This window comes from Streptacidiphilus sp. MAP12-20, from assembly GCF_041262525.1.
Classification (GTDB): Bacteria; Actinomycetota; Actinomycetes; order Streptomycetales; family Streptomycetaceae; genus Streptacidiphilus.
In genome coordinates this window covers 11157-36561 of sequence record NZ_JBGCCK010000016.1, presented here as the reverse complement: position 1 = coordinate 36561, position 25405 = coordinate 11157, and the positions used below count along the sequence as shown (strand labels likewise).

The following is a 25405-nucleotide window of genomic DNA, read 5'->3' as shown; positions in this document are numbered from 1 at the left end:
CAGAAGGAGCGACCCCGTGAACAAGATGGCCGAGGGCTTCCAGCGGTTCAGTCGGGAGGTCTTCCCGACCCAGGCCGCCCTCTTCAAGAAGCTGGCCACCACCCACCAGCCCACCGCCCTGTTCATCGGCTGCTCCGACGCGAGAGTGGTTCCGGAGCTCATCACGCAGACCGATCCCGGCGAGCTCTTCGTCATCCGCACCGCAGGCAACCTGGTGCCTCCGCACATGCAGGGCGCGGACGGCGTCGCGGCGAGCATCGAGTACGCGGTCAACGTGCTCGGGGTGGCGGATGTGATCGTCTGCGGTCACTCCGCATGCGGCGCGATGACCGCGCTCGCCTCGGGCAGCGACCTCTCCGGCCTGCCGGCCGTGGCCGGCTGGCTGCACCACGCCGACGCCGCCAAGGCCCGCACCGATGCCGGTGAGCAGCTGACGGGCGCCGACCGGGTGGCCGCCCTGGTGCGGGACAACGTCCTGGCCCAGCTGACCAACCTGCGCACCCACCCGTCCGTGGCGAAGGCCCTGGTCCGGGACGAACTGACGCTGCACGGCTGGGTCTACGACATCGGCACCGGCTCCGCCGAACTGCTCGATCTCACCAGCGGCCGCTTCGTCGCCCTGGCCGGCTGACGCACTCCCAACCCCTGGTTCTCCAACCCATCACGAAAGGTTCCGTCATGACGCACGCCCAGTTCGACCAGACCGCCCGCCAGCAGCTCGCCCTCCGGGTGGTCGAGGCCAAGACCCGGAAGGACCTCAGCTGGCAGCAGCTGGCCGACGCGGCCGGCCTGTCGGTCGCCTTCGTCACCGCCGCCCTCCTCGGCCAGCACCCGCTCCCCGAGGAGGCGGCCACCGCCGTCACCGAGTTGCTCGGCCTGGACGCGGACGCCGCCCGACTGCTCCAGACGATCCCGCTGCGCGGCAGCATCCCCGGCGGCATCCCCACCGACCCGACCATCTACCGCTTTTACGAGATGCTGCAGGTTTACGGCACCACCCTCAAGGCTCTGGTCCACGAGCAGCTCGGCGACGGCATCATCAGCGCCATCAACTTCAAGCTGGATGTGAAGACCGTCGAGGATCCTGACGGCGGTCACCGCGCGGTCATCACGCTCGACGGCAAGTACCTGCCCACCAAGCCGTTCTGACCTCCCGGACCCGCCTGCGCCGCGCCCGACAGCGCGGCCAGGCGGGTCCAGATCACCAGCACGGCAGGCAGGGCGAAGTACCCGAAGCGACTGGCAGGGGCCAACGCGAAGGCGATCGCAAGGCCCAGCGCCAGGCGGTCCGCGCAGGCCACCGGGCCGGTCGGCGGGCGACGTACGAGGGAGACGGCCAGCAGCGCCGCGCTCAGCGCCAGCAGGCCCAGCGCCACCGCCATGCCGCCCGCACCCAAGCCGCACAACAGGACGCCCGGCAGGGGGCTGTGGGCGGGGGTGACCACCGCGCCGTGGCCGGTCGGGAAGAGAAACACCTGCTCCACCAGCGCCTTCGGCGCGCTCAGCGCGAACGGCAGGATCACCGCCGCCGCACCCGCGACCGTCATCGCCGCGCAGCGCAGCGCCGCGCGCAACCCGTACAACGCGAGGACCGCGGCCAGCACCACAGGAACAACCGGCCAGGCGGTCCACTTCAGGCTGCAGGCGAAGGCCAGCACCAGTCCCGCCGCCACCGGCCGCCCTCGCAACGCCAGCGCCGGGCCGAGGCAGCAGACGCCGATCAGCGGAATGTCGATCCCGCTCACGCACAGCGGCAGCGCCAGGAAGGGCGAGGCCACCAGCGCGCCGACCGCCGTGCCGTAGGACAGGTCCGAGCCGGACCGGCCGTAGTCGCCTCCGAAGCCCAGCCCCAGCCGCGATCCGCGCAGCACCACCCGCCCGGCCGCCAGGCACAGCGCGAGGAACACCGCACACCACAGCCGCGCATCACCCAACGGGCCCAGCACGCCCAGCGCGTGCGGCAGTCCGAAGAGCGACTGGCCCGGCAGGTACGGGTTGTAGTCGCTCAACCCCGTCGGATGCGCGGCGTAGGGGCTGCCGGTCTGCAGGAGCAGCGTCATCGAGTGCTCCATCACCCGCACCTCCGACTGCGCCTTGCCGGTGAGAACCAGGTAGCCGAGCGGCAGCGCCACCGCGCCGACCAGCGCGACGAGGACCGAGAGCCGCCGCCGTCCGAACGCGGCCACGCACGCCGCCAGCAGATAGGCGACCGCCGCCATCGCGCCCCAGCTGCGGTGCGTGGCGAGGTTCGAGGTGATCAGGAACGATCCCGCCCACGCCGCCGCCACCGCCCACCCCAGCGCCCAGACCGCCCGCCGGTCCCACCATGCCTCACGCGCCACGGCCTGCGGTGCCGCGATAATCCTGGGTGCCTCGACGATGACGCTCACGGTGGCTCCGTCCTCTCCTCGTGCTGACAGAAGAGAAGCTATGGCCGGGGCCGCTCACCCCTCGTCAGCCGTAGAGGCGACATTCGCTCCTTCGCTCGAACGATGGTGACGGAGCCTCATCCTTGCGATGTACGCGAATGAGCCGGGCGCCCGTCGGGCGCCCGGCTCATTCAGTCACGAATCGACTCAGCCGTTGGGGCCGGCCGGGGTCGTGGTCGTGGTGAAGCCCTCCAGCTTGTTCGCGGCGATCACGAAGTCGTTGGTGAACGTCGTGCTGAGGTTCGCCGACGAGTTGGCGTTGCCGGCCAGCTCCTCGGTCGCCAGCGAGGTCTTCGGGCCACCGGCCGGCATGAGGCCGTCCGGCAGGAACTGGCCCTTGTCCTGGGTCAGGGCGGCGATGTAGTCGTCCTTGGTGACCAGGGCGTTGGAGACGTACGACGCCGGGAGGTTGTTGGCGATGTCCGTCGCGGTGTGCGTGTTGATCCAGTGCATGGTGGCGACAAGGGCGTCGACGACCTTCTGCGCGGCGTCCTTGTGGTCGTTGACCCACTGGGTGCGGGCCAGCACCGCGGCCGCCGGCCACTCGCCGCCGAGGGCGCCCTGGGCGCCGCTCGTGGTGGCCAGGTCGATCGCCGAGTAGGCGATGCCCTTCTTCTCCAGCGCGGCGACCGTCGGCTGCGTGGTGATCGCGCAGGCGGCCTTGTGGTTCTGCAGCGCGGCGACGACGGTGGCGCCGGCGCCCACGCCGAGGCGGCTGAAGTCGCTGGTCTTCAGGCCCTTCTGCGCGGCCAGGAACTTGATCAGGGTGTCCGTGCCGGAGCCGATGTCGGTGACGCCGATGACCTTGCCCTTGAAGTCCGCCGCGGAGTGCACGTTCGAGCCGGTGGCACACATCACGCGCTCGCCCGGGGCGCCGGACAGCTGGATGATGTCCTCGACCGCCTTCCCCTTCATCTGGAAGTCGATCGTGTGGTTGTACCAGGCGCCGGACATGTCGACCTGGCCGGAGGCCATCGCGTCCTCGGCGCCGACGCCGCCGTCCTGCTCCGTGCTGAGCTCGACGTTGACGCCGTACTTCTTGTAGAAGCCCAGGTTCTGCGCGAGCTGGTAGGGCAGGTAGATCTGCTTGTCGATACCGCCGACCATCAGTCTGACCGTCGGGGTGCTGGCGCCGCCGGAGCCGGAGGAACCGGAGGAGCCGCTGGAGGAGCAGGCGGTGGCCGCACCGAGGGTGGCCAGCGCGAGGGTGGAGGCGATGACTGCGGAGCGCTTGAACATGAGGAGCCACATACCTTTCGAGGGTGGGGGTGAGTATGCGTCAGACGTCAGACGTCAGATGGCGTTGGACGCCTCGGAGGGCGCCGCGGGCCGCCAGGACAGCAGCCGGTGCTCCAACTTGCCGATCAGCCACTCGGCGACGAGCACGATGGCCGCGATGAGGAACATGGCCGCGAAGACCGTGTTCGGGTCGAACTGGTTCTGCGCGGTCTTGATGACCAGACCGAGACCCTGCTGAGCCCCGAGCACCTCGCCGACCAGCGCACCGACGATGGCGAAGCCGAACGCGCTGTGCAGGCTGGCGATGATCCAGGTCAGCGCCGAGGGGACGATGACGTGCTTGGTGACCTGCAAGCGCGAGGCGCCGAGCACCTTGGCGTTGGCGAGGATGTTGCGGTCGACCTCGCGGACGCCCTGGAAGGCGTTGAAGAAGACCACGAAGAAGACCAGCACCGCGGCGAGCAGGATCTTCGGCGTCGTCCCGATGCCGAAGGCGACCACGAAGATCGAGCCGAGGACGATACGCGGGATCGCGTTCACGATCTTGAGGTACGGCCCGAGCACGTCGGCGAGGAAGCGGCTCTGCCCCAGCGCGACACCGACGATGACACCGGCCACCGCACCGAACGCGAAGCCGATCAGGGCCTCCTGGATGGTGACCCAGATGTTCTCGTAGATCGAGCCGAACTCCGTCCCGTGCTGGAACAGGTTGAGCAGGCTCTTCCAGATGCCCGAGGGCTGCCCGTAGAAGAAGGGGTCGATCACGTTCGTGCGGGCGGCGATCTCCCAGCCGCCGAGGACCAGCGCGGCGAAGCCGAACCGCGCCGCCCAGACTCCGAGGATGCGGCGCTGGACCGCCCGCTTCGCCGCGGCCTGCGCCGTGGACTGTGCCTTGTCGACGACGACGCCTGCGGCCGAGGTCGTGGATGCGGTGCTCATGCTGCCTTGCCTTCCTGCTTGGGGCCTCCGGCGGTGCGGGCGTATGCGCGCTCCACCTCCTCGCGGAGGGTGTCCCAGATCTGGTGCTGCAGCTCGAGGAAGCGCGGCTCGAAGCGGATCTCCTGGACGGAACCACGGGGGCGCGGCAGGTCGATGTCGTAGACCGCCTTGACCGTGCCGGGGCTGGAGGTCATCACGACGACCTTGTCCGCGAGGGCGACGGCCTCGTCCAGGTCGTGGGTGATGAAGAGGACCGCGGGGCGACTCTGCTCCCACAGGCCCAGCAGCTCGTTCGACATGATCGCCTTGGTCTGCACGTCCAGGGCGCCGAACGGCTCGTCCATCATGAGGATCTTCGGCTCGTTGATCAGCGCGGCGGCCATGGCCACGCGCTTCCGCATACCGCCGGAGAGCTGGTGCGGGTAGCGGTCCTCGAAGCCGGTCAGGCCGACGCGGCGGAGCCAGTCCCGGGCGCGGGTCTGCGCCTCGGCCTTGCCGACGCCCTTGAAGATCGGCCCGAGAGCGACGTTCGCCAGCACCGTCTTCCAGGGCAGCAGCGCGTCCGCCTGGAACATGAAGCTGACGCCGTCGGTGATCCCGTCGACCACCTTCCCGCCGACCTTGACGGTGCCCTCGCTGGGCTTGTCCAGCCCGGACACCAGGCCCAACGTCGTCGACTTGCCACATCCGGTCGGTCCGACGACAGCGCAGAACTGGCCGGGCTCGACGGTGAACGACACGTCCTGGATGGCGGTGAAGATCTCCCCACCAGGCGTCAGAAAGCGCTTGGTGACGCCTTCAATCTCGATTCGGCCATTGTTCGCATCGGCCATGAGTCCCGCTCCTTCCAAACCCTCGGTTCGAGGTATTCAGAAGCTAGAGCGAGCGCTGTGTTACGTCTCTGTTTCCACTGTTAGCCGCGTTCACCGCTTAAGTTCACGTATTGCTCATTCTGCTGACGCCTGGCTCCACCCTTGACTCAGCCCTTCACGGACCCGGCCAGCAGACCCCGGACGAAGTACCGCTGGAGCGAGAAGAAGACGATCAGCGGGATCACCACGGAGACGAAGGCGCCGGCCGTGAGGATCTCCCAGTGGTCCCCGAACGACCCGGACAGCTGCGCCAGCCGGGCCGTCATCGGCGCGACCTCCGGCGTTCCGCCCGTGAAGGTGAGACCGACCAGCAGGTCGTTCCAGACCCAGAGGAACTGGAAGATCGCGAACGAGGCCAGCGCGGGCGTGGCCAGCGGCAGCACGACGGAGCGAAAGACGCGGAAGTGGCTCGCCCCGTCGACCCTGGCCGCCTCGATCAGGTCGCGCGGCAGCTGGGCGATGAAGTTGTGCAGCAGGAAGACCGCGAGCGGCAGCGCGAACATGGTGTGCGCGAGCCAGACCGGCGCGTAGGTGCCGCCGAGACCGAGTGCGGGGAAGACGGTCGCACTGCCGATGTGCGCGCCGCCGGAGAAGAGCTGGAGCAGCGGCACCAGGGCCATCTGCAGCGGCACGACCTGGAGCGCGAAGAAGACGAAGAAGACCGTGTCACTGCCCTTGAACGGCACCCAGGCCAGCACGTACGCGGCCATCGCGGCGAGGGCGATCGGGAAGACCGTGGCCGGGATGGTGATGGCGAGCGAGTTGACCAGGTAGGGCATCAGGCCGTTGCTGACGCCGAAGCCCCCGTTGAAGAGCACGTCGTGGTAGTTGGAGAGGGTGAAGTGCGGGTGCAGGAACGCCTCCCACCACCCCGACTGCGCGACATCGCTCTGCGGGCGCAGCGAGGTGACGAACAGTCCGAAGGTCGGCAGCGTCCACAGCAGCGTCATCACGAGCACGGCGATCGTCGCCAGCGGGCTGCTGAGGGCGCGTCGGACGCCGGTGCGGTTCTGCGTCGTCATCGGACTTCCCGTTCCTTCCGCAGCAGCATGATGTTGTACGCGACGAGTGGCAGCACGGCCAGGAAGAGCAGCACGGCGAGGCTGCTGCCGCGGCCGACGTTGAACTCCACGAATGCCTGCGAGTACATCTCGTTGGCCAGCACCTGGGTGCCGAAGTTGCCGCCGGTCATGGTGCGGATGATGTCGAACAGCTTGAGCGTGGTGATCATGACGGTGGTCAGCACGACGATCACCGTGCTGCGGATCATCGGGATCGTGACGTGCGCGAAGAGCCGCCAGCCACGGGCGCCGTCGAGGACGGCGGCCTCGGTGACGTCCTCGGGGATCGCCTTGATGGCCGCGGAGAGCACGACCATGGCGAAGCCGGTCTGCACCCAGATCATGATGACCATCAGCAGGAAGTTGTTCAGCGGGTGCGACAGGATCCAGTTCGGCGGGTGGTGCCAGCCGAGCCAGATGCAGATCTGACTGAGCAGACCGATCTGCGGCTGGGAGGCGTCGCGGTACTCGTAGACGAACTTCCAGATGATGCTGGCCCCGACGAAGGAGACCGCCATCGGCAGGAAGATCAGCGACTTGTAGACGGCCTGGCCGCGCAGCCGGTCCACCAGCAGCGCGAGGACGAGCCCGAGCGCGGTGGTGACGAGGGGGGCGACGATGATCCAGAGGAGGGTGTTGAGCAGGACCTGGTGGATGTTGTCGTTCTGGAATGCCCAGGAGTAGTTGCCGGCGCCGAGGTACTTCTTGCTGTCGTCGTTGAAGAGACTGAGATAGACGGTCCGCACGACGGGCACGACGAGCCCGACCACGAGCAGCAGCAGGCCGGGGCCGAGCAGGATCACGATGGCGAGCCGCCGCGAGAGCCGGCCCTTGGCCCGCCCGCCGAAGTAGAACAGCACGAGCAGCACGCCGGCGAAGCCGGCGAGCGCGCCGAACGTGTTGACGAACTTCACGGATGCGTCAGCCCACATCAGCCTTTGCTCCTTGGGAGAGTTGCACTGCCAAGGGCGCGAGGAACTGCGCGACAAGCCACCCACGACAGATGGTCCTCAATGTTCAGGGCCATCCGCACAGAGGGGTTGCTCGCGCAGTTCCTCGCGCCCCTAAAGGCCTACTGGGGCCACGCGGCGTCGATGTCCGCCGCCGTCTTGGTCACCGACTGGTTCTGGGCGAACCAGGAGGTGAAGGACTTCCACTCCTGGCCCGAGCCCACCGCCGCCGGCATCAGGTCCGACGCGTCGAAGCGGAAGGTCGCGGACGGGTCCGTCAGGTACTTCGCCGAGAGCTGGTCCACCGGATCGGTGTAGACGGACGGGTCGACGCCCTGGTTCGCCGAGACCCAGCCCGGTGCCACCTTGATACGGCTCGTCGCCCACTCCGCCGTCGACAGGTAGTTCTGCACGGCCTGCACCTCAGGCCGCGCGCTGAACGCCGCCAGGAACTCGCCGCCGCCCTCGACCGGGGTGGTGATCGCCGGGTTCGCCGACGGCAGGTGGAAGGCCCAGATGTCGCCGTCGGGGCCGATCTTCGTGCCCTTGGGCCACTGCGCCTCGTAGAAGGACGCCTGCTGCAGCATCGAGCACTTGCCGGTCAGGATCGGCGCGCCCGCGTCCTGGAAGGTGGTGGAGGCGATCGACGCGACATCGCCGTACCCGCCGTTGACCCAGGCCGGGTTGTGCATCCAGCCCTGGACGACGTTCATCGCGTCGATGATCTGCGGGTCGGAGAACTTGATCTGGTGGCTGACCCACTTGTCGTAGACGTCGCCGCCGTACTTGCCGAGGACCACCTCCTCGACCCAGTCCGTCGCCGGCCAGCCCGTCGCCGTACCGGAACCGATGCCGCCGCACCACGGCTTGTTCTTGCCCGCCTTGGCGATCTTGTCGCTCAGCGACATCAGATCGGCCCAGGTCGTCGGGACCGTGTAGCCCGCCGCGGCGAAGGCCTTGGGCGAGTACCAGACCAACGACTTCATGTTGGCGCTCATCGGCGCCGCGTAGAAGGTGCCGTTGACCGAGCCGTAGGTCTTCCAGACGGCGCTCCACTTGGCCTCGTTGGCGACCGTCGCGGCGGGCGGCTGGACCACCTTGCCGGTCTTGACCATCTGCGCCAGCAGACCCGGCTGCGGGATGATCGCCAGGTCGGGCGCGGTGCCGCCGCTGACCCTGACCGGCAGTTGGGACTCGAAGTCGTTGGAGCCCACGTAGGAGATCTTGATGCCGGTGCAGGAGCTGAACTTCGCCCAGGACTTCTGCAGCGAGTCCGACTCCGGGCTCAGGATCGAGGCGAACATCGTCACCGTCGTGCCGGAGTGCCCCGCGTACGCCTGGTAGGGCGCGCAGTCACCGGCCAGTGTCGGCGTCCCGCTGGGCTGGGGTCCGTTGCCGGACGTGGAGTTGGAACAGCCCGCGAGGAGGGCGAGCGCGGTGGCTGCCCCCACCGCGAGCACACGACGTCTGGGACCGGTGGAGCTGTGCATTGCGTGCCTCCAAGAAGGGTGGCTGAGTGCGCGCCGTGCAAGGGGCTTGGACCATAACGCGAGAGAGTTAGGACCATAACCTGAGGGCAAGTCTTGGCCAAGGGGTCGCGTCACGTTCAGATCTTGAACGACCCGAAGATCCGAAGAGGCTCCCGGCGCGCGCCGGGAGCCTCTTCGGATCAGACGCTGCTCAGCGCATCGAACCCGTCCGCAGCAGCGTGCGGATGACCCGCATCGCGACGCTGAGGTTGGCCAGGTCGTACGACTCCGACGTCCTTATGTCGTCGAGCGTGGTGCGCGCCCGGTTGACCAGCGTGGCGTTGGTCTCGGACCAGGCTTGGAACCGCTGCTCCGGCGTGGCGCCGGGCTCGCCGTGGCTGAGCATGTCCGCGGTGAGCGTGGCGTGGGCGGCGAAGAGGTCCTCGCGGATGGCCGCGCGGGCCATCGACTGCCACCGGTCGGTGCGCGGCAGCTCGATGATCCGGTCCAGCAGCTCGGCGATCTGCAGGCGCGAGCCGAGGTCGTAGTAGACCTCCGCGACGTCCAGCACCTCGGCGTTGTTGCGGTCGGCGACCTCGATGATGTCCAGCGAGGGGAAGGCCGAGGAGAGCCCGGCGATCTTGACCGCCAGCTCCTCGGGGACGCCCGCCTCGAGCAGCTCGTCGCGGACGCTCTCGAACCACTCCAGGTCCGAGCCCTGGACCAGCTCGGGCACCTTGCCCCAGACCAGGTTGACCCGCTCGCGGAAGACCGCGATGGTCTCGGCGATGTCCAGCGGCTGACGCCGGTTGTTGAGCAGCCAGCGGGTGGCGCGCTCGACGAGACGGCGGGCGTGCAGGCGCATCTTCGTCTGGACGTGGGCCGGGACCTCGTTGTCCAGCGCCTCGATGGCCTGCCAGAGGCCCTTGAGGTCGAAGATCGCGCGGGCCGCGGTGTGCGAGCGGACGATCTCCTCGTAGGTCGCGCCCGTCTCCTCCTTGAGGCGGAAGGCGAAGGTGCAACCGCCGCGGTTGATGGTCTCGTTGACCACGACCGTGGTGATGATCTCGCGGTGCAGCGCGTGCCCGTCGATCTGCTGCTCGAAGCGCTGCTGGAGCTGCGGCGGGAAGTAGCGGTGCAGCTTGCCCTGCAGGTACGGGTCGTCCGGCAGGTCCGAGGCGAGGATCTCGTCGGCGAGCGTGATCTTCGTGTACGCGAGCAGCACGGCCAGCTCGGGCTGGGTCAGCCCGCGTCCGGCCGCCGCGCGCTCGCGGATCTGCGCGCCGGTGGGCAGGAACTCGAGCGCCCGGTTGAGGTGGCCGTCCGCGACGAGCTTGCGCATCATCCGCTGGTGGACGTTGAGCATGCTCGGCGCCTGCGAGTGCGCGTTGGCCAGGGCGACGTTCTGCGCGTAGTTGTTCTGCAGCACGTGCTCGCCGACGGCGTCGGTCATCTCGGCCAGCAGGGCGTTGCGCTGCTTGACCGTCATGTCGCCGTCCGCGACGACCTGGTTGAGCAGGATCTTGATGTTCACCTCGTGGTCCGAGGTGTCCACGCCCGCCGAGTTGTCGATCGCGTCGGTGTTGACGGCCCCACCGGCGGAGGCGAACTCGATCCGGCCGAGCTGGGTCGCGCCCAGGTTGCCGCCCTCGCCGAAGACCTTGACCCGCAGGTCGCCGCCGTTGACGCGGATGGCGTCGTTGGCCTTGTCGCCGACCTCGGCGTTGTTCTCGGTCGAGGCCTTGACGTAGGTGCCGATGCCGCCGTTCCACAGCAGGTCGACCGGGGCGAGCAGGATCGTCTTCATCAGCTCGGCCGGGGTCAGCCGGGAGACGCCGGCGTCGATGCCCAGCGCCTCGCGCATTTGCGCGGTGATGGTGATCGACTTGGCGCTGCGCGGGAAGATGCCGCCGCCCGCCGAGATCAGCGTGGCGTCGTAGTCCTCCCAGGAGCTGCGCGGCAGCTCGAAGAGGCGCTTGCGCTCCGCGAAGGAGCTCGCCGCCTCCGGGTTCGGGTCCACGAAGATGTGGCGGTGGTCGAAGGCCGCGACCAGCCGGATGTGCTCGCTGAGCAGCATGCCGTTGCCGAAGACGTCACCGGACATGTCGCCGATGCCGACGACGGTGAAGTCCTCCGCCTGCGTGTTGTGGCCCAGCTCGCGGAAGTGGCGCTTGACCGACTCCCAGGCGCCGCGGGCGGTGATGCCCATGCCCTTGTGGTCGTAGCCGGCCGAGCCGCCGGACGCGAACGCGTCGCCCAGCCAGAAGCCGTACTGGTTGGCCACGCCGTTGGCGATGTCCGAGAAGGTCGCGGTGCCCTTGTCGGCGGCGACGACCAGGTAGGTGTCGTCGGCGTCGTGGCGGACCACGTCCTTGGGCGGCACGACCTCGCCCGCGACCAGGTTGTCGGTGATGTCGAGCAGACCGGAGATGAAGGTCTTGTAGGACGAGATGCCCTCATCCATCCAGGCCTGGCGGTCGGCGGCCGGGTCTGGCAGTTGCTTGGCGTAGAAGCCGCCCTTGGAGCCGACCGGCACGATGACGGTGTTCTTCACCATCTGCGCCTTGACCAGGCCGAGGATCTCGGTGCGGAAGTCCTCACGGCGGTCGGACCAGCGCAGCCCGCCTCGGGCGACCTTGCCGAAGCGCAGGTGCACGCCCTCGACCTGGGGCGAGTAGACCCAGATCTCGAACGCGGGACGCGGGGCCGGCAGGTCGGGGATGGCCTGCGGGTCGAACTTCATCGAGACGTACGCGTGCGGCTCGCCCGCCTCGTCGCGCTGGAAGAAGTTGGTGCGCAGGGTGGCCCTGATCAGCGACAGGAAGGAACGCAGGATGCGGTCCTCGTCCAGGCTGACGACCTGGTCCAGCGCGCCGTCCAGCTCCTCCAGGATGCCCTCGGTCAGCTCGGCCGCGCTGTGCGTGTGCGCCGGCGAGAGCCGGGCCTCGAAGAGGTTCACCAGCAGGCGGGTGACGTGGACGTTGTTGAGGAGCGCGTCCTCCATGTAGTCCTGCGAGAAGGCGACCCCGGCCTGACGCAGGTACTTGGCGTAGGCGCGCAGCACCATGGCCTGACGCCAGTTCAGTGCGGCGCGCAGGACCAGGGAGTTGAAGCCGTCGTTCTCCGCCTTGCCGGTCCAGACGGCGGCGAAGGCCTCCTGGAAGCGCTCGCGGCTCTCGTCGGTGATGGTGTCGGCGACCTCGGGGCGCAGCTTGAGGCCGAAGTCGTAGACCCACGCCACCGAGGCGCCGGTGCGGCGCAGCTCGTACGGGTGCTCGTCCAGCACCTCGACGCCGAGCCGGGAGAGGACCGGCAGCACCTCGGTGAGGGAGACCGAGCCGCCCTCCCAGTAGATCTTGAAGCGGCGATCGTCGCCCTCGGCGTCGACTCGCTGGTAGAGGTTGAGCCGGAAGTCGCCGGCGCCGGACAGTGCCTCCAGCTGACGCAGGTCCGCGACGCCGGTGGCGGGGGTGAAGTCGGCGCGGTAGCCGTCGGGGAAGGCGTTGTTGTAGCGACGCGTCGCCTCGGCGGCGCGCTCCTCGCCACACTCGCGGACCAGCACCTCGTTGAAGCCGTCCGCCCAGGAGCGGGCGGTCTCGGCGAGCTTGGCCTCGAGCCGGTCGATGTCGGACTCGGTCAGGTGCGGCAGCTCGGTGCCGGAGGGGACGCGGATCACGAAGTGCAGTCGGGCCAGGACCGACTCGGTGTTCCACGCGGTGTAGTCGATCGTGGAGCCGCCGAGCTCCTGCATCAGCAGGTCCATCAGGCGCAGCCGGACGCGGGTGGTGTAGCGGTCACGCGGCAGGTAGACCAGCGCGGAGAAGTAGCGGCCGTACTCGTCCTGGCGCAGGAAGAGGCGCAGCTTGCGGCGCTCCTGCAGGTAGAGCACGGAGTGCGCGATGGAGAGCAACTCCAGCGGCGGCGTCTGGAACAGCTCGTCGCGCGGGTAGGTCTCCAGGATCTGCACCAGGTCGCGGCCGTCGTGGCTCTCGGCGCTGAAGCCGGAGGCGGCGAGCACCTCCTGCACCTTGCGGCGGGCGACCGGGACGCGGTTGACCGACTCGGTGTAGGCGGCGGCGGAGAAGAGGCCGAGGAAGCGGCGCTCGCCGATGACGTTGCCCTGGGCGTCGAACTTCTTGACGCCGACGTAGTCCAGGTAGGACGGGCGGTGCACAGTGGAGCGGCTGTTGGCCTTGGTCAGCACCAGCAGCTTCTGCTCGCGGGCCTTGGCGCGGGCCGGCGCGGTCAGTCGGCCGAAGGAGGAGGACGAGGAGGACTTGGGGTCCGAGCGCAGGATGCCGAGACCGGTGCCGGCGATGGCGTGCAGCGCGTCCTCGCCGTCCTCGGTCTGCACCAGGTCGTACTCGCGGTAGCCGAGGAAGGTGAAGTGGTCCTCGGCGAGCCAGCGCAGCAGGTCCCAGGTCTCGGCGACCTCCTGCTCGGCCAGGCCGGTCGGCGGCGTCGCCTGGAGCTCGTCGGACAGGCGCAGCGCGGACTCGCGCATCTTCGACCAGTCCTCGACGACCTCGCGCACGTCACCCAGGACGCGGCGCAGGTCCGCCTCGATGGCGCGCAGGTCGGCGCGGTCGGTCTCGCGGTCGATCTCGATGTGCATCCACGACTCGACCAGCGCGTCGGCCGGGCGGTCGGCGACGCAGGCGTCGGCGTCGAGGACCTCGAGGAGCTTGCCGGTGATGTCGCGGCGGACCAGCAGCTGCGGGTGGATCACCACGTGGATGCCGCGGTCCTGGCGGGTCAGCTCGTTGGTGACCGAGTCGACCAGGAAGGGCATGTCGTCGGTGACGATCTCGACCACGGTGTGGCCGCAGGACCAGCCGTTCTCCTCGACGGTCGGGGTGTAGACCCGGACCTCGGCGGCGCCCTGCGGGCGCTTCGCCGCGAGCCTGTGGTGGGAGGCGGCCGCGCCGTAGACGTCGACCGGGTCCCGGTCGAGCAGGTCCTCGGGGGCTGTGTGCAGGTAGTAGTGCTTCAGGTAGGAGGCAAGGGCGCCGTTGCCGAGCGCCTCTCCCTGAGCCGCCTTGCTGAGCAGTTCGGCCTTAGCTGCGTCCAGCTGGGTCTGCATGACTGATCCTGGCTCCTGTCGCGCGCCGTTGCGTGACTCGGTGGTGTGCACGGTTACGTCGGTGGGCATGGTTCTGCCCAAGATCCACCGGGTCTGTCCCTATCCTCCCCCATTGGGCGGGATGATCGGACAAGCCTTGATGGTTCCGGTCGAGCCTAACCGGGGTAAGAGACTGTGTCCCGGGCCGGATCGGTGCACTGCGTCAGGATCTTTGGGCCGTGCTGTACGACTTGTCCAAGGCCGTGCGTACGAGGCTTCGCGAGCCGTTCACCCCGCCGTGGCACTCATCCCATGTGCGGATAGCGGTAGTCCGTCGGCGGCACGAAGGTCTCCTTGATCGAACGCGTGGACGTCCAGCGCAGCAGATTCTGCTTCGCGCCCGCCTTGTCGTTGGTCCCCGAAGCCCGGCCGCCGCCGAAGGGCTGCTGGCCGACGACGGCGCCGGTCGGCTTGTCGTTGATGTAGAAGTTGCCCGCGGTGAAGCGGAGTCTGGCCGTGGCGCGGGCGATCGCGGCCCGGTCCTGGGCGATGACCGCGCCGGTCAGCGCGTAGGGGGCTCCGGCGTCGACCAGGTCCATCGTCTGCTCCCAGCGCACGTCCTCGTAGACGTGGACGGCCAGGATCGGGCCGAAGTACTCGGTCGCGAAGATCTCGTGGCGCGGGTCGGTGGAGGTGATCACCGTCGGGCTGACGAAATAGCCGATGGCGTCGTCGCAGTGGCCCCCGGCGACGATGTCGAGACTGTGGTCGTCCCGGGCGCGGGCGATGGCCCCGACGTTCTTCGCGTAGGCGCGGTCGTCGATCAGCGCGCCCATGAAGTTGGACAGATCGGCCACGTCCCCGGCGGTCAGCCCGCGCACCTCGTCGAGGAACTCGTCCTTGATCGTCCGCCAGACGCTGCGCGGGATGTACGCGCGGGAGGCGGCCGAGCACTTCTGGCCCTGGTACTCGAACGCGCCCCGGACCAGCGCCGTCTTCAGCACGGCCGGGTCGGCACTGGGGTGGGCGAGCACGAAGTCCTTGCCGCCGGTCTCGCCGACGAGGCGTGGGTAGCCCCGGTAGGAGGCGATGTTCCGGCCGACCGTCTGCCACAGGTGCTGGAAGGTGGCGGTCGAGCCGGTGAAGTGGATCCCGGCGAGAGCAGGGTGGCTCAGCGCGACCTCGGAGAGCGCCCGGCCGTCACCGGTCACCATGTTGATCACCCCGGGCGGCAGCCCGGCCGCCTCCAGCACCCGCATCAGATAGAACGCCGAGAGCGTCTGGGTGGGCGAGGGCTTCCACACGACGGTGTTGCCCATCAACGCCGGCGCGGTCGGCAGGTTCCCAGCGATGGCGGTGAAGTTGAACGGCGTGATCGCGCAGACGAAGCCCTCCAGCGGCCGGTGGTCGGCCCGGTTCCACACGCCGGGACTGCTGACGGGCTGGTCGGCGAGCAGCTCGCGGGCGAAGGCCACGTTCCAGCGCCAGAAGTCGACCAGCTCGCAGGGCGCGTCGATCTCCGCCTGCTGCGCCGTCTTCGACTGACCGAGCATGGTCGCTGCCGCGACCGTCTCTCTGAACGGACCGGCCAGCAGCTCGGCGGCCTTGAGGAAGACGGCGGCGCGGTCGTCGAAGCTCAGCTCCCGCCAGGCGGGCGCCGCCTTCAGCGCGGCGTCGACGGCCAGGCCCACGTCCTCGGCGGTCGCGTTGCCGAGGACGCCGAGCCGGGCGGAGTGGTGATGCGGCTGGACGACGTCGATCCGCTCCCCGCCACCGAGACGCTGCCGGCCGCCGACGGTCATGGCGAGCGGGGTGTCCGACGCGGCGGCGAGCTCGTCGAGCCGCGCCTTCAGCCGGGCCCGCTCGGGGCTGCCGGGGGCGTAGCCGTGCACCGGCTCGTTCAGCGGCGCCGGCACCCGGGTGACACCGTCGATACCTGACATAGCTGCGATATCTGACATACAGTCATCATGCGACCAGCGCCTCCGCGCGGGCGACAGCATCGGCCAGAGTGTCGGCAACCGGCACCCCGATGCGGGACAACTCCCGCCGCGAACCGGCTCCGCCGGTGTACAGCACGGCCTTCACCCCGGCCTCGGCTGCGGCCGCGGCGTCGTCGGGGACGTCGCCGATCAGGACCACGCGGGCCGGGTCGACGTGGCCGTCCATGGCGGCGAGGTGGCGTATGAGGTACTGACCCTTGCCGCTGGTCCCCGATGTGCCGTCGCGTCCGTCGACGCGGCGGAAGTGGCCGTCGATCCCGAAGCTGCGCACCAGCGGCACCAGCTCCTCGTGCCCGTACATGGACAGCAGCGACTGCGACGCCCGCTCGCGAAGGATCTCCGCCGCGCCGACCGTCAGCGCACAGGCGCTGCGCCTGGCCTCGTAATGCTCGTGGAAGACCGCATCCATGCGCACCCACTCCTCGCTGGAGGGCATCCGGCCGAGTCGGTCGGCGTAGCAGTCGATCACGGGCACGCGGTACCACTCGCGGTACTCGGCCACGCTGAACGGCGGCAGGCCGAGCTCCGCGAAGGCGGCGTTGCTCGCCTCCACGACGGCGTCGATGTCGTCGAAGAGGGTGCCGTTCCAGTCCCAAACGATGTGTACCTGCATGAAGGGGACGTTATCGCGCGGGTCCGACAGTCAAGAAAACAGCCCCGGAATCTCCTGCGTCGCGAACCAGAGCAACTCGTGATCCTCGGCGCCGTCGACGGTGAAGCGTGCGTCCTCGTCCCCCGCGTCGGCGGCGGGCAGGGCCAGCGCGGCGGCGGCGACGTCCTCCAGCACCTCGACGTCGTCGGCGTCCGCGTGCACGGCGGCGGCCTTCGCCAGCGGCAGCGACTCCGCCAGCAGCACGGCGCCGAGCGAGGCGGCGTCCTCGTGCTCCGCCTGCACCTGCAGCGTCACCGTCGCGTCCGGCACGTCCGCGGCGACGACGACGCGCCGACGCGGAGCGTCCGCGTCGGCGGCCAGCAGCCGCAGGGACGCCTGCGCGGCGCGGACGAGCGCGGCGTACTCCAGCTCCTCGATGTCGTCGCTCAGGTACCACTCGCGCAGGGCCGGCGTCACCGCGTAAGCACGTAGCGGCGCGGGCGCGACGGCGCCCTCGGTGTGGGCCTGCGCGAGACCGGTGAGGGTGAGGGGCACGTACACGCGCATCGCTGGCGCTCCGGTCCGGGAGGGGGTGGGGCTTGCTTGCGGGCTCAGGATATGTGGTCAACGCCGCGCCGACGCGGCGGTCGCGCAGCGTCACCGATCGTGTGGCCTTTGCTTGCGCTCCGTGACGGCGGAGCGGGCGGGCACTCGCACATCCTTGCAGGTCAGGCAGGTATTTTCACTCGGATAAGTGATTCTCCCCGACGCTCTGCGCCGGCTCCCGCCTTGCTTGCCGTCGCCTCCGGGGGTGGATAGCACTGCCCCCATGACGACGACCCGTACCGCGCACCGCCAGGCCGCCCCGACCAACGTCCGCCTCGGCCGCGTCCACGGCGTGGGCGCGGCGCGCCGGCCGGCGCCCGCCACCACCCCGCACAACGCGCTGGCGCGCGCGTACGCCCAACGCCTGCTGGAAGTCCTGACGGGCCTGCGCCCCCAGGAGCAGCTGCTCGCCTTCGCCACGGAGGACGTCTACACCCGCGTCCGCACCCTCCGCGCGCTGGCCTGCCTCCGCGCGGACGGCTCACGCCCGATCCTCCACCGCGTCTTCGACTCCGCGCCCCGCCGCGACGCCCTGGAGGTCACGGCCCTGATCCGCGTCGGCGACCGCACGGAAACCCTGGCCTTCCGCCTCGAGTGCCGCGCCCTCACCCGCAGCCAACAGGCGACCTGGCGCTTCACGGCTCTCGAATCCCGATGGTGAGCAAGTTGCAACACGTAGGGGCGCGGGGAACTGCGCGAGAAACCACCCTGTGCGGATGGCCCTGCTCGCTGAGCGACCCACCACCTGGGGTGGCTTGTCGCGCAGTTCCCCGCGCCCCTGATAGTGCAACTGACCCCGCTGCCAACCTGAAGGGCGTTGCACCTACTTCTTGCGGCGACGCCCGCCCTTGGCGGCCTTGCGGCGCTCCGCGCGGGTGAGGCCGTCATCGTCGGTGTCGTCCTCGACATCCAGCGCGATGTCCGTCTCCACCACGCCGTCGGCCGTGTCGATCGTCGGCGCCTTGTAGTGCAGGCGGTCCGGACGCTGCGGAGCGTCAAGCCCCTTGGCGCGGACCACCGGCTGCGCGTCCTCGATCGGGACCTCCTCCACCTGCTGCTCGACCTGGACCTCCAGGTTGAACAGGTAGGAGACGGACTCCTCCTTGATCCCGTCCATCATCGCGTTGAACATGTCGAAGCCCTCGCGCTGGTACTCCACCAGCGGGTCGCGCTGCGCGAGAGCGCGCATGCCGATGCCCTCCTGGAGGTAGTCCATCTCGTAGAGGTGCTCGCGCCAGCGGCGGTCCAGGACCGACAGCACGACCCGGCGCTCCAGCTCACGCATGACCGTGTCGCCCAGCTGGTCCTCGCGCTCGACGTAGCGGCCGTGGACGTCCTCCTTGACCGCCTCGGCCAGCACCTCGGCGGTGACGCCCGAGCGGTCGCCGTTCTCGTCCTCGAGGTCCTCGATCTTCAGGCTGATCGGGTAGAGCTGGCCCAGCGCGGCCCAGAGCTTGTCCCAGTCCCACTCCTCCGCGAAGCCGTCCGCCGTGGCGTCCCGGACGTACGCGTCGACGGTGTCGTCGATGAAGTGGTCGATCTGCTCGTGCAGGTCCTCGCCCTCGAGCACGCGGCGGCGCTCGCCGTAGATGACCTCGCGCTGCCGGTTGAGCACCTCGTCGTACTTGAGGACGTTCTTCCGGATCTCGAAGTTCTGCTGCTCGACCTGCGTCTGCGCCGACGCGATCGCACGCGTCACCATCTTCGACTCGATCGGCACGTCCTCCGGCACGTTGGCCATGGAGAGCACGCGCTCGACCATGCCGGCCTTGAAGAGGCGCATCAGGTCGTCGCCCAGCGACAGGTAGAAGCGGGACTCGCCCGGGTCGCCCTGACGGCCGGAACGACCGCGCAGCTGGTTGTCGATGCGGCGGGACTCGTGCCGCTCCGTGCCGAGCACGTAGAGGCCGCCCAGGTCCTGGACCTCCTCCTGCTCGGCCTTGACGGCCTCCTTCGCCTTGTCCAGGGCCCCGCCCCACGCGGCCTCGTACTCGTCCGGCGTCTCCACCGGCGAGAGCCCGCGCTGGGCCAGCTCGGCCGCGGCCAGGTGCTCCGGGTTGCCGCCGAGCATGATGTCGGTGCCACGACCGGCCATGTTGGTGGCGACGGTCACCGAGCCCTTGCGGCCGGCCTGCGCGACGACCTGCGCCTCGCGCTCGTGGTTCTTCGCGTTCAGCACCTCGTGCTGGACGCCGCGCTTGCGCAGCTCCTGCGAGAGGTACTCGGACTTCTCGACCGAGGTGGTGCCGACGAGAACGGGCTGGCCCTTCTCGTGCTTGTCGACGATGTCCTCGACCACGGCCGCGAACTTCGCCGGCTCGGACTTGTAGATCAGGTCCGGCTGGTCCACGCGCAGCGGCGGCTTGTTCGTCGGGATCGGGACGACGCCCAGCTTGTAGATCTGGTGGAACTCGGCCGCTTCGGTCGACGCGGTACCGGTCATGCCGGAGAGCTTCTCGTAGAGGCGGAAGAAGTTCTGCAGGGTGATGGTGGCCAGGGTCTGGTTCTCGTTCTGGACCTCCACCCCCTCCTTGGCCTCGATCGCCTGGTGCATGCCCTCGTTGTAGCGACGACCGGCGAGGATACGGCCGGTGTGCTCGTCGACGATCATGACCTCGCCGTTCATCACGACGTAGTCCTTGTCCGCCTTGTAGAGCTCCTTCGCCTTGATGGCGTTGTTCAGGAAGCCCACCAGCGGGGTGTTGGAGACGTCGTAGAGGTTCTCGATGCCCAGGTAGTCCTCGACCCGGGTGACGCCGACCTCCAGGATGCCGACGGTGCGCTTCTTCTCGTCGACCTCGTAGTCGCGGTCAATCTTGAGGCGCTGCACCATCTTGGCGAAGTCGCCGTACCACTTGGTGGCGGCGTCGGCCGGGCCGGAGATGATCAGCGGGGTACGGGCCTCGTCGATGAGGATCGAGTCGACCTCGTCGACGACCGCGAAGTTGTGGCCGCGCTGCACCAGCTCGTCCTTCGACCACGCCATGTTGTCGCGCAGGTAGTCGAAGCCGAACTCGTTGTTGGTGCCGTAGGTGATGTCGCAGGCGTACTGCGCGCGCCGCTCGGCGGGCGACATGTTCGCCAGGATGCAGCCGACCTCCAGGCCGAGGAAGCGGTGCACCCGGCCCATCCACTCCGAGTCGCGCTCGGCGAGGTAGTCGTTGGTGGTGATCAGGTGCACGCCCTTGCCGGCGAGCGCGTTCAGGTAGGTCGGCAGCGTGCCGACGAGGGTCTTGCCCTCACCGGTACGCATCTCGGCGACGTACCCGAAGTGCAGCGCCGCGCCACCCATGATCTGGACGTCGTAGTGGCGCTGGCCGAGGGTGCGCTGGGCGGCCTCGCGCACGGCGGCGAAAGCCTCGGGGAGGATGTCGTCGAGCGACTGGCCGTCCGCCAGGCGCTCCCGGAACTCGTCGGTGAGCGCCCGCAGCTCGGCGTCCGTCAGGTTGACGAAGTCCTCTTCGATGGAGTTGACCTGTTCGGCGATCTTGGAGAGCTTGCGAAGGATCTTTCCCTCGCCTGCACGCAGGACCTTGTCGAAGACGGACACGTGGGCTGGCTCCTTGCCTGGGCGGACCGGGCGGCTGGTTTCTGGCACCTTGCTCGCGGTAACGATTGGGCCACCGCGAGCCCATCGTATGCGAGGAGCCCGGCCACCCGGGAGGTCCGTCAGCACCATGGATGGTGTCGCCCGCGAGAGTGGCATTCGTTTTCCGGCGACAGCGGTCGAAAACGGACAGCCGACTGGCCGCTGTGGAAAGAAATGCGGATGCTTCGAGCGGAACCGCTCCGGGATACTTCGGTGATGGAACCCGTGACCTTGGAAACCGCACGCCTTTCGCTCCGGCAGTTCACCGAGGCGGACATCGACGCGATCCACGCCGCCTGCCAGGACCCGGACATCCAGCGCTACACGGCGGTGCCGTCCCCCTACGGTCGCGAGCACGCGGAGGGCTTCGTCCGGGAGATCGCTCCGCAGGGCTGGGCCTCGGAGACGCTGCTCAACTTCGGCTGCTTCCGTAAGGACACCGACGAGCTGGTCGCCTCAGCCGGGCTGCACGGCCGGCAGTTCCGCGTCGACGGCGTCATCGAGGTCGGCTACTGGACCGCGCCCGCCCAGCGCCGCCAGGGTTTCACCACCGAGGCGGTGCGGGCGATCTGCGACTGGGCCTTCCGCGAGCTGGGCGTGGCCAGGGTGGAGTGGCTGGCCAGGGTGGGCAACACGGGCTCGCGGGCGGTGGCGGAGAAGGCGGGCTTCCGCTTCGAGGGCACCCTGCGCTCACTCCTGCTGCACCGCGGTGCCCGCTACGACGCCTGGATCGGCGGCCTGCTCAGCACGGATCCCGCCACGCGTCGAGACTGAGGTGCTTGCGGATCGCGCTCAGCCCGAGTCGGTGGGAGTCCGCGCAGAAGGCGGCGCCCGGGAGGTTGTACTCGGCCTCGAAGACGGGTTTCCCTGCGGCGACGAAGGGGCGTAGCACGACGCACTCGTGGAACTCGGCGCACTGCTCGTTCACAGCGAAGTCATAGGCGGGCTGGAGGGCGGCGACCTGGTCGAGGTCGTTCTTCAACCCGACGGCGAGCCCGCGCTCGTGCGCGAGGCGCGCGACGAGCCGGTTGAAGGCGAGCTGGTCGGCGGCGGTGAGGGGAAACCCGCTGTCGTTGGCGTAGCCGTCGAGCTGGTCCGGCTCGACGCCGTCGAACCCTTTGTCCCGGCAGCCGTCGAACCGCCGCCCGAGCAGGGGCGCGAGCAGGTCGGTCCTGCGTACGTCGAGCCAGCGTTCATCGGGCCACCCGTCGAGCGCCTTGCCGAGCAGCGCCTTCGGGTACCTCCCCGCGTCCGGCCGGTACGGCTCCCACGCACCGACGTTGACGTAACAGACGACGCGACGCCCGGCCGCGTGGAGCGCCGTGACGACTGCGGCGGAGTTCTCGACGGCGTCGATGTCATAGACGTCGGCGCGCACGGAGGCGTCGACGGGAGTGGTCAACTGCCACTGCCAACTCGCCCCTGGCGCGGGAACCCACCGGGTCGCGGTCGCCCGGGGCGCGCCGTCGCCGACCTCCCTCGGCGCGGGAGCGCTGGAACAGGAGACCAGTACAGAGAGGCACGCGACGAGGCCCCCCAGGGGCGCGAGGATTCTGCAAGTGAGCAAGTTGCACCTCCTGAGGGGCGCGGGGAACTGTGCGAGAAACCACCCTGTGCGGATGGCCCAGCTCACTGAGTGACCCACCACCTCGGGTGGCTTGTCGCGCAGTTCCTCGCGCCCCTGGGAGTGCAACTGACTCATGTGCCTCACCGATGCCTTGTCGCGTTGCCGACCGCCTGCGCGGTGACCGCGAGGAGAACGCACGCCGCCACCACGCTCACAGCCGTCTGCGCCGGGCCCGCAGCGACGCCCGCCGCCCGCGCAGCGACCAGCGCCACCGCGCCGACGCACACGCCGCACGTCGCGCGGGTCAGCAGGCCCAGGGACTGCAACAGCTGCGCGCTCCAGATCGCCGCCGCCAGCGCCACCAGCCCGCCGATGCCCGGACCGCCCGCGCCCTGCCACAGGAGGCCCACCACCCACGCCAGCAGCGCGACCAGGAGCAGGTACCCGCCCAGGCCGCGCAGCACCGCGCCCAGGACCAGCCGTTGGAACTCCCTGGTCGCGCCCGCCCGGCCGAGGGCCAGCTCGGTGGAGGCGCGGCAGCGGGCGAGGAACCACTCCGCACCGCCCATGCTCAGCGTCAGGGCCAGCGTCGCCGGTCCGATGTGCGCCAGCGTCAGCACCGCGATGCCGAGCCCGAAGCACCCGGCGAGCAGCGCGTCCCGCCACTCCCGATGCCACTCCCCCGCACGCGGCCCGCCCAGGCCGCCCGTCTCCCGCCAGCCGGCGCGCACCGCGAGGAACAATGAGAGCAGGAGCAGCAGACCGCCCAGCCACCCCGGCGGCCCGACCGCGCCCACCCGCAGCCACACCGCTCCGGCCGCCATCGGCGCCAGCGCGCCGACCAGCGCGCGTTCGCGGCCGAGCACCAGCAGGGCCGTCGCGGAAGCGAAGTACAGCGCCTGGCCGGACGCGAAGGCGACCGAGAGCACCGACGCACCCGGCGCGAGCACGGCCACGACCGTCGCCAGGACCGCGCCCGCCACGCCCCCGCGCGCCAGACACGCGGCAGCGCCGGGATCGTCCTCCCGGCCCCGCCGCACATACGCGAGGTGCGCGACACCCTGGCTCCAGCTCCAGCTGAACAGCAGCGCCGCGCCCACGCTCCACTGCGAGCCGTGCGGCGGACCGCCGAGCACGTAGGCGAGGCCCGGCAGGGCGAACAGCAGGCCACGCAGCGCGCAGCGGGAGACCGGCACGCCCCAGGCGGAGGCACCCGCCTGGCGCAGCCGCCGTGGCACCCGCTTGCGTGCCGTCGGCAGCTCCGCGTGCGCGCGGCGGAACAGCTCCTCGCCGAGCTCGAAGGCGTCGCGGCGGCCGTAGCGCTGCTGGATCCTGCGGTCCGTGAGGCCCTCGGCCTCGATCGCGGCGACGACTTCGAGCGGATGCACCGCGCCCGCCGCCACCTCGGCGAAGCGGTCCGCGACCTCCTCGGCGGGATCCGCCGCGACCACCCGCAGGAGCGGCGCGGGCACGGGCTCCAGACGCAGGCCCCGCACCAGCTCCACGAATCCGCTCACGCGGCGACCCGGTCCCTCGCGCCCGCCCCGACCCGCTGGGTCGGCAGCACCGCCCTCCGGGCGCGCTCCGGGCCCAGCTCACCGGCCAGCCGGCCGTACAGGCCCCGGAAGTCTGCGACCGTCCGTTCGACCGTGAACTCCGCCTCGACCCGCCGTCTGGCCGCCGCGCCCAGCCGCGCGCGTTCCGCGGGGTCGCGCAGCAACGCGAGCGTCGCGGCCGCCAGCGCCTCGGGCTCGCGCGGGGGGACGACCAGGCCGGTGTCCCCCACTGCCTCCCGCACGCCGCCGACGTCCGTCGAGACCGTGGCCCGGCCGCAGGCCATCGCCTCGATCAGGCTGAAGGGGAACCCCTCCGAGATGCTGGAGAGCAGCACCACCGAGCCCGCCGCGTAGGCGTCCTTGACCGAGTCGATCCGGCCCTCGAAGGCGACCGCCGGGGCGATCCCCAGCTCGGCCGCGAGCGCGTCCAGGCGCTCCCGGTACGCCTCGCCCCCGGCGGGGACCCCGCCGAAAAGGCGCAGCCGCACCTGCGGCAGCTCGGCGCGGACGAGGGCGAAGGCGCGCAGCAGCGTCTCCAGATCCTTGATCGGGTCGATGCGTCCGGCCCAACTCAACGTCAGTTCGGCCGGTTCGGCGTCGGCGACCGGGAACTGCCGTAGATCCACGCCGTTGTAGACCGTGCGGATCCGACGCGGGTCGCAGCCGCCGTGCTCCTCCCAGCGGCGGTTGTAGCGGTTGCAGGGCGCGACGACGTCGGCACTGCGGTAGCTCTCCGTCGCCAGCATCCGGTAGAAGCCGAGCAGCAGCGTCTTGACCGGCCGGGAGAACGGCGCCTCGCGGAAACTGAGGAAGCGTTCGCGCAGGTAGATGCCGTGCTCGGAGAGGAGCATCGGTACGCCGTGGAAGCGCCGCGCGGTCAGGCCCGGCAGCGCGGCCAGGCCGCCCGTGGCGACGTGCACGACGCCGCGTGCGGGCGGCTGCACGGCGAGCGGCCGCAGCGCGTGCTCCAGCAGGTCCGTGCCCTGCAGCGCATCGCGGAAGGTCGGCTCGTCCTGGCTGGTGGGCAGGAACGGCAGCCGCCAGACGCCCTGGAGCGAGCGCAGCGCGCCCTCGCTGCGCAGAGCGGCGGTCAGCGAGCCGCCGGTGAGTGCGAACTCCGAGAGTTCGTAGAGCTCGTCGGCGAAGTACTGCTCGAAGTCCCGGTCGAGCAGCGAGAGCAGGAAGCGCTCGTAGCCCGCGAGGAAACGGCGCAGTGCCCGGCCGCGTGGGGCCCGGCCCTCGGCGGGCGGGCCCCACATCGGCACGGAGCTGACCGAGGCGACCTGCTCCGGCAGCGGCCAGACGACTGGCTCCTGACCGCTGCCGGTGATCCCCAGGACGTGGAAGCGCACGTCCGGCATGCCGCGCACCAACTGGTCGCACCAGGTGCTGACGCCACCGTGGATGTACGGATAGGTGCCCTCCGTCAGCAGGGTGACCTCCAGCGGCCCCGGGCTGTTCATGCGGGCTT

At 69.9% G+C, this 25405-nt stretch carries 19 protein-coding genes; 4 read left to right on the top strand and 15 right to left on the bottom strand.

The window, feature by feature from the left end; genetic code table 11:
• Positions 1-16: 16 nt before the first annotated feature.
• Together ABIA32_RS21880 and cynS are read left to right on the top strand one after the other, a co-directional pair.
• Positions 17-631, top strand: a complete 615-nt coding sequence (locus tag ABIA32_RS21880; protein WP_370098022.1) for a carbonic anhydrase — start codon at positions 17-19, stop codon at positions 629-631.
• A 47-nt stretch (positions 632-678) separates the two neighbouring features.
• Entirely contained in the window at positions 679-1149 is a 471-nt protein-coding gene (gene cynS / locus ABIA32_RS21875; protein ID WP_370098019.1) for a cyanase, read from the top strand.
• Here cynS and ABIA32_RS21870 read toward each other — a convergent pair.
• From ABIA32_RS21870 to ABIA32_RS21820, 11 genes are all read right to left on the bottom strand, one after another.
• Complete coding sequence (locus ABIA32_RS21870; protein ID WP_370098016.1) at positions 1095-2390, bottom strand: hypothetical protein; 1296 nt, start codon at positions 2388-2390, stop codon at positions 1095-1097. The two genes, cynS and ABIA32_RS21870, sit on opposite strands and share 55 nt — an antisense overlap.
• A 186-nt stretch (positions 2391-2576) precedes the next feature.
• Positions 2577-3668: an ABC transporter substrate-binding protein gene (locus ABIA32_RS21865; protein ID WP_370098013.1), complete on the bottom strand. Its 1092-nt coding sequence runs from the start codon at positions 3666-3668 to the stop codon at positions 2577-2579.
• Positions 3669-3722: 54 nt separating this feature from the next.
• On the bottom strand, positions 3723-4607 hold the full coding sequence (locus ABIA32_RS21860; protein ID WP_370098011.1) for an ABC transporter permease: 885 nt from the start codon (positions 4605-4607) through the stop codon (positions 3723-3725).
• Entirely contained in the window at positions 4604-5440 is an 837-nt protein-coding gene (locus ABIA32_RS21855; RefSeq protein ID WP_370098008.1) for an ABC transporter ATP-binding protein, read from the bottom strand. Before ABIA32_RS21855 ends, ABIA32_RS21860 begins: the two co-directional genes overlap by 4 nt.
• A 146-nt stretch (positions 5441-5586) precedes the next feature.
• Positions 5587-6501, bottom strand: coding sequence for a carbohydrate ABC transporter permease (locus ABIA32_RS21850; protein WP_370098005.1), 915 nt, complete (start codon positions 6499-6501; stop codon positions 5587-5589).
• Positions 6498-7472, bottom strand: a complete 975-nt coding sequence (locus ABIA32_RS21845) for a carbohydrate ABC transporter permease (RefSeq protein ID WP_370098002.1) — start codon at positions 7470-7472, stop codon at positions 6498-6500. Before ABIA32_RS21845 ends, ABIA32_RS21850 begins: the two co-directional genes overlap by 4 nt.
• A 140-nt stretch (positions 7473-7612) precedes the next feature.
• On the bottom strand, positions 7613-8980 hold the full coding sequence (locus ABIA32_RS21840) for an ABC transporter substrate-binding protein (RefSeq protein ID WP_370097999.1): 1368 nt from the start codon (positions 8978-8980) through the stop codon (positions 7613-7615).
• 190 nt (positions 8981-9170) lie between these two features.
• Positions 9171-14042: an NAD-glutamate dehydrogenase gene (locus ABIA32_RS21835; protein WP_370097996.1), complete on the bottom strand. Its 4872-nt coding sequence runs from the start codon at positions 14040-14042 to the stop codon at positions 9171-9173.
• 284 nt (positions 14043-14326) lie between these two features.
• Positions 14327-15955 (bottom strand): L-glutamate gamma-semialdehyde dehydrogenase, encoded by a 1629-nt coding sequence (gene pruA, locus ABIA32_RS21830; protein ID WP_370098338.1) that lies wholly within the window; start codon positions 15953-15955, stop codon positions 14327-14329.
• Between the two features lie 34 nt (positions 15956-15989).
• Positions 15990-16637: an HAD family hydrolase gene (locus tag ABIA32_RS21825; RefSeq protein ID WP_370097994.1), complete on the bottom strand. Its 648-nt coding sequence runs from the start codon at positions 16635-16637 to the stop codon at positions 15990-15992.
• Positions 16638-16667: 30 nt separating this feature from the next.
• Entirely contained in the window at positions 16668-17183 is a 516-nt protein-coding gene (locus ABIA32_RS21820; RefSeq protein ID WP_370097991.1) for a hypothetical protein, read from the bottom strand.
• Positions 17184-17445: 262 nt separating this feature from the next.
• Between ABIA32_RS21820 and ABIA32_RS21815 the strand changes: the two genes are divergently transcribed.
• A complete protein-coding gene (locus ABIA32_RS21815; protein ID WP_370097988.1) occupies positions 17446-17883 on the top strand; it encodes an Rv3235 family protein in 438 nt (145 codons plus the stop codon).
• Positions 17884-18045: 162 nt separating this feature from the next.
• Here ABIA32_RS21815 and secA read toward each other — a convergent pair whose 3' ends face one another.
• Positions 18046-20772 carry a preprotein translocase subunit SecA gene (secA, locus tag ABIA32_RS21810; RefSeq protein WP_370097985.1) on the bottom strand — a complete coding sequence of 909 codons (2727 nt, stop codon included), beginning with the start codon at positions 20770-20772 and terminating at the stop codon, positions 18046-18048.
• A gap of 255 nt (positions 20773-21027) precedes the next feature.
• Here secA and ABIA32_RS21805 point away from each other — a divergent pair, with 255 nt between their 5' ends.
• Complete coding sequence (locus ABIA32_RS21805; protein WP_370097982.1) at positions 21028-21585, top strand: GNAT family N-acetyltransferase; 558 nt, start codon at positions 21028-21030, stop codon at positions 21583-21585.
• Here ABIA32_RS21805 and ABIA32_RS21800 read toward each other — a convergent pair.
• The 3 genes from ABIA32_RS21800 to pelF form a co-directional block, all read right to left on the bottom strand.
• Positions 21554-22213, bottom strand: a complete 660-nt coding sequence (locus tag ABIA32_RS21800; RefSeq protein ID WP_370097979.1) for an endo alpha-1,4 polygalactosaminidase — start codon at positions 22211-22213, stop codon at positions 21554-21556. The two genes, ABIA32_RS21805 and ABIA32_RS21800, sit on opposite strands and share 32 nt — an antisense overlap.
• 305 nt (positions 22214-22518) lie before the next feature.
• Positions 22519-23895, bottom strand: coding sequence for a hypothetical protein (locus ABIA32_RS21795; RefSeq protein ID WP_370097976.1), 1377 nt, complete (start codon positions 23893-23895; stop codon positions 22519-22521).
• Positions 23892-25397, bottom strand: a complete 1506-nt coding sequence (gene pelF, locus ABIA32_RS21790) for a GT4 family glycosyltransferase PelF (protein WP_370097973.1) — start codon at positions 25395-25397, stop codon at positions 23892-23894. The genes ABIA32_RS21795 and pelF overlap by 4 nt, the downstream gene beginning before the upstream one ends.
• Positions 25398-25405 lie beyond the last annotated feature (8 nt).

Bases quoted from the DNA above. Each gene is read 5' to 3' on its own strand.
- cynS (WP_370098019.1), top strand. From the start codon at position 679: ATGACGCACGCCCAGTTCGACCAGACCGCCCGCCAGCAGCTCGCCCTC.
- ABIA32_RS21865 (WP_370098013.1), bottom strand. From the start codon at position 3,668: ATGTTCAAGCGCTCCGCAGTCATCGCCTCCACCCTCGCGCTGGCCACC.
- ABIA32_RS21860 (WP_370098011.1), bottom strand. From the start codon at position 4,607: ATGAGCACCGCATCCACGACCTCGGCCGCAGGCGTCGTCGTCGACAAG.
- ABIA32_RS21855 (WP_370098008.1), bottom strand. From the start codon at position 5,440: ATGGCCGATGCGAACAATGGCCGAATCGAGATTGAAGGCGTCACCAAG.
- ABIA32_RS21850 (WP_370098005.1), bottom strand. From the start codon at position 6,501: ATGACGACGCAGAACCGCACCGGCGTCCGACGCGCCCTCAGCAGCCCG.
- ABIA32_RS21845 (WP_370098002.1), bottom strand. From the start codon at position 7,472: ATGTGGGCTGACGCATCCGTGAAGTTCGTCAACACGTTCGGCGCGCTC.
- ABIA32_RS21840 (WP_370097999.1), bottom strand. From the start codon at position 8,980: ATGCACAGCTCCACCGGTCCCAGACGTCGTGTGCTCGCGGTGGGGGCA.
- ABIA32_RS21835 (WP_370097996.1), bottom strand. From the start codon at position 14,042: ATGCAGACCCAGCTGGACGCAGCTAAGGCCGAACTGCTCAGCAAGGCG.
- ABIA32_RS21825 (WP_370097994.1), bottom strand. From the start codon at position 16,637: ATGCAGGTACACATCGTTTGGGACTGGAACGGCACCCTCTTCGACGAC.
- ABIA32_RS21820 (WP_370097991.1), bottom strand. From the start codon at position 17,183: ATGCGCGTGTACGTGCCCCTCACCCTCACCGGTCTCGCGCAGGCCCAC.
- ABIA32_RS21815 (WP_370097988.1), top strand. From the start codon at position 17,446: ATGACGACGACCCGTACCGCGCACCGCCAGGCCGCCCCGACCAACGTC.
- ABIA32_RS21805 (WP_370097982.1), top strand. From the start codon at position 21,028: ATGGAACCCGTGACCTTGGAAACCGCACGCCTTTCGCTCCGGCAGTTC.
- pelF (WP_370097973.1), bottom strand. From the start codon at position 25,397: ATGAACAGCCCGGGGCCGCTGGAGGTCACCCTGCTGACGGAGGGCACC.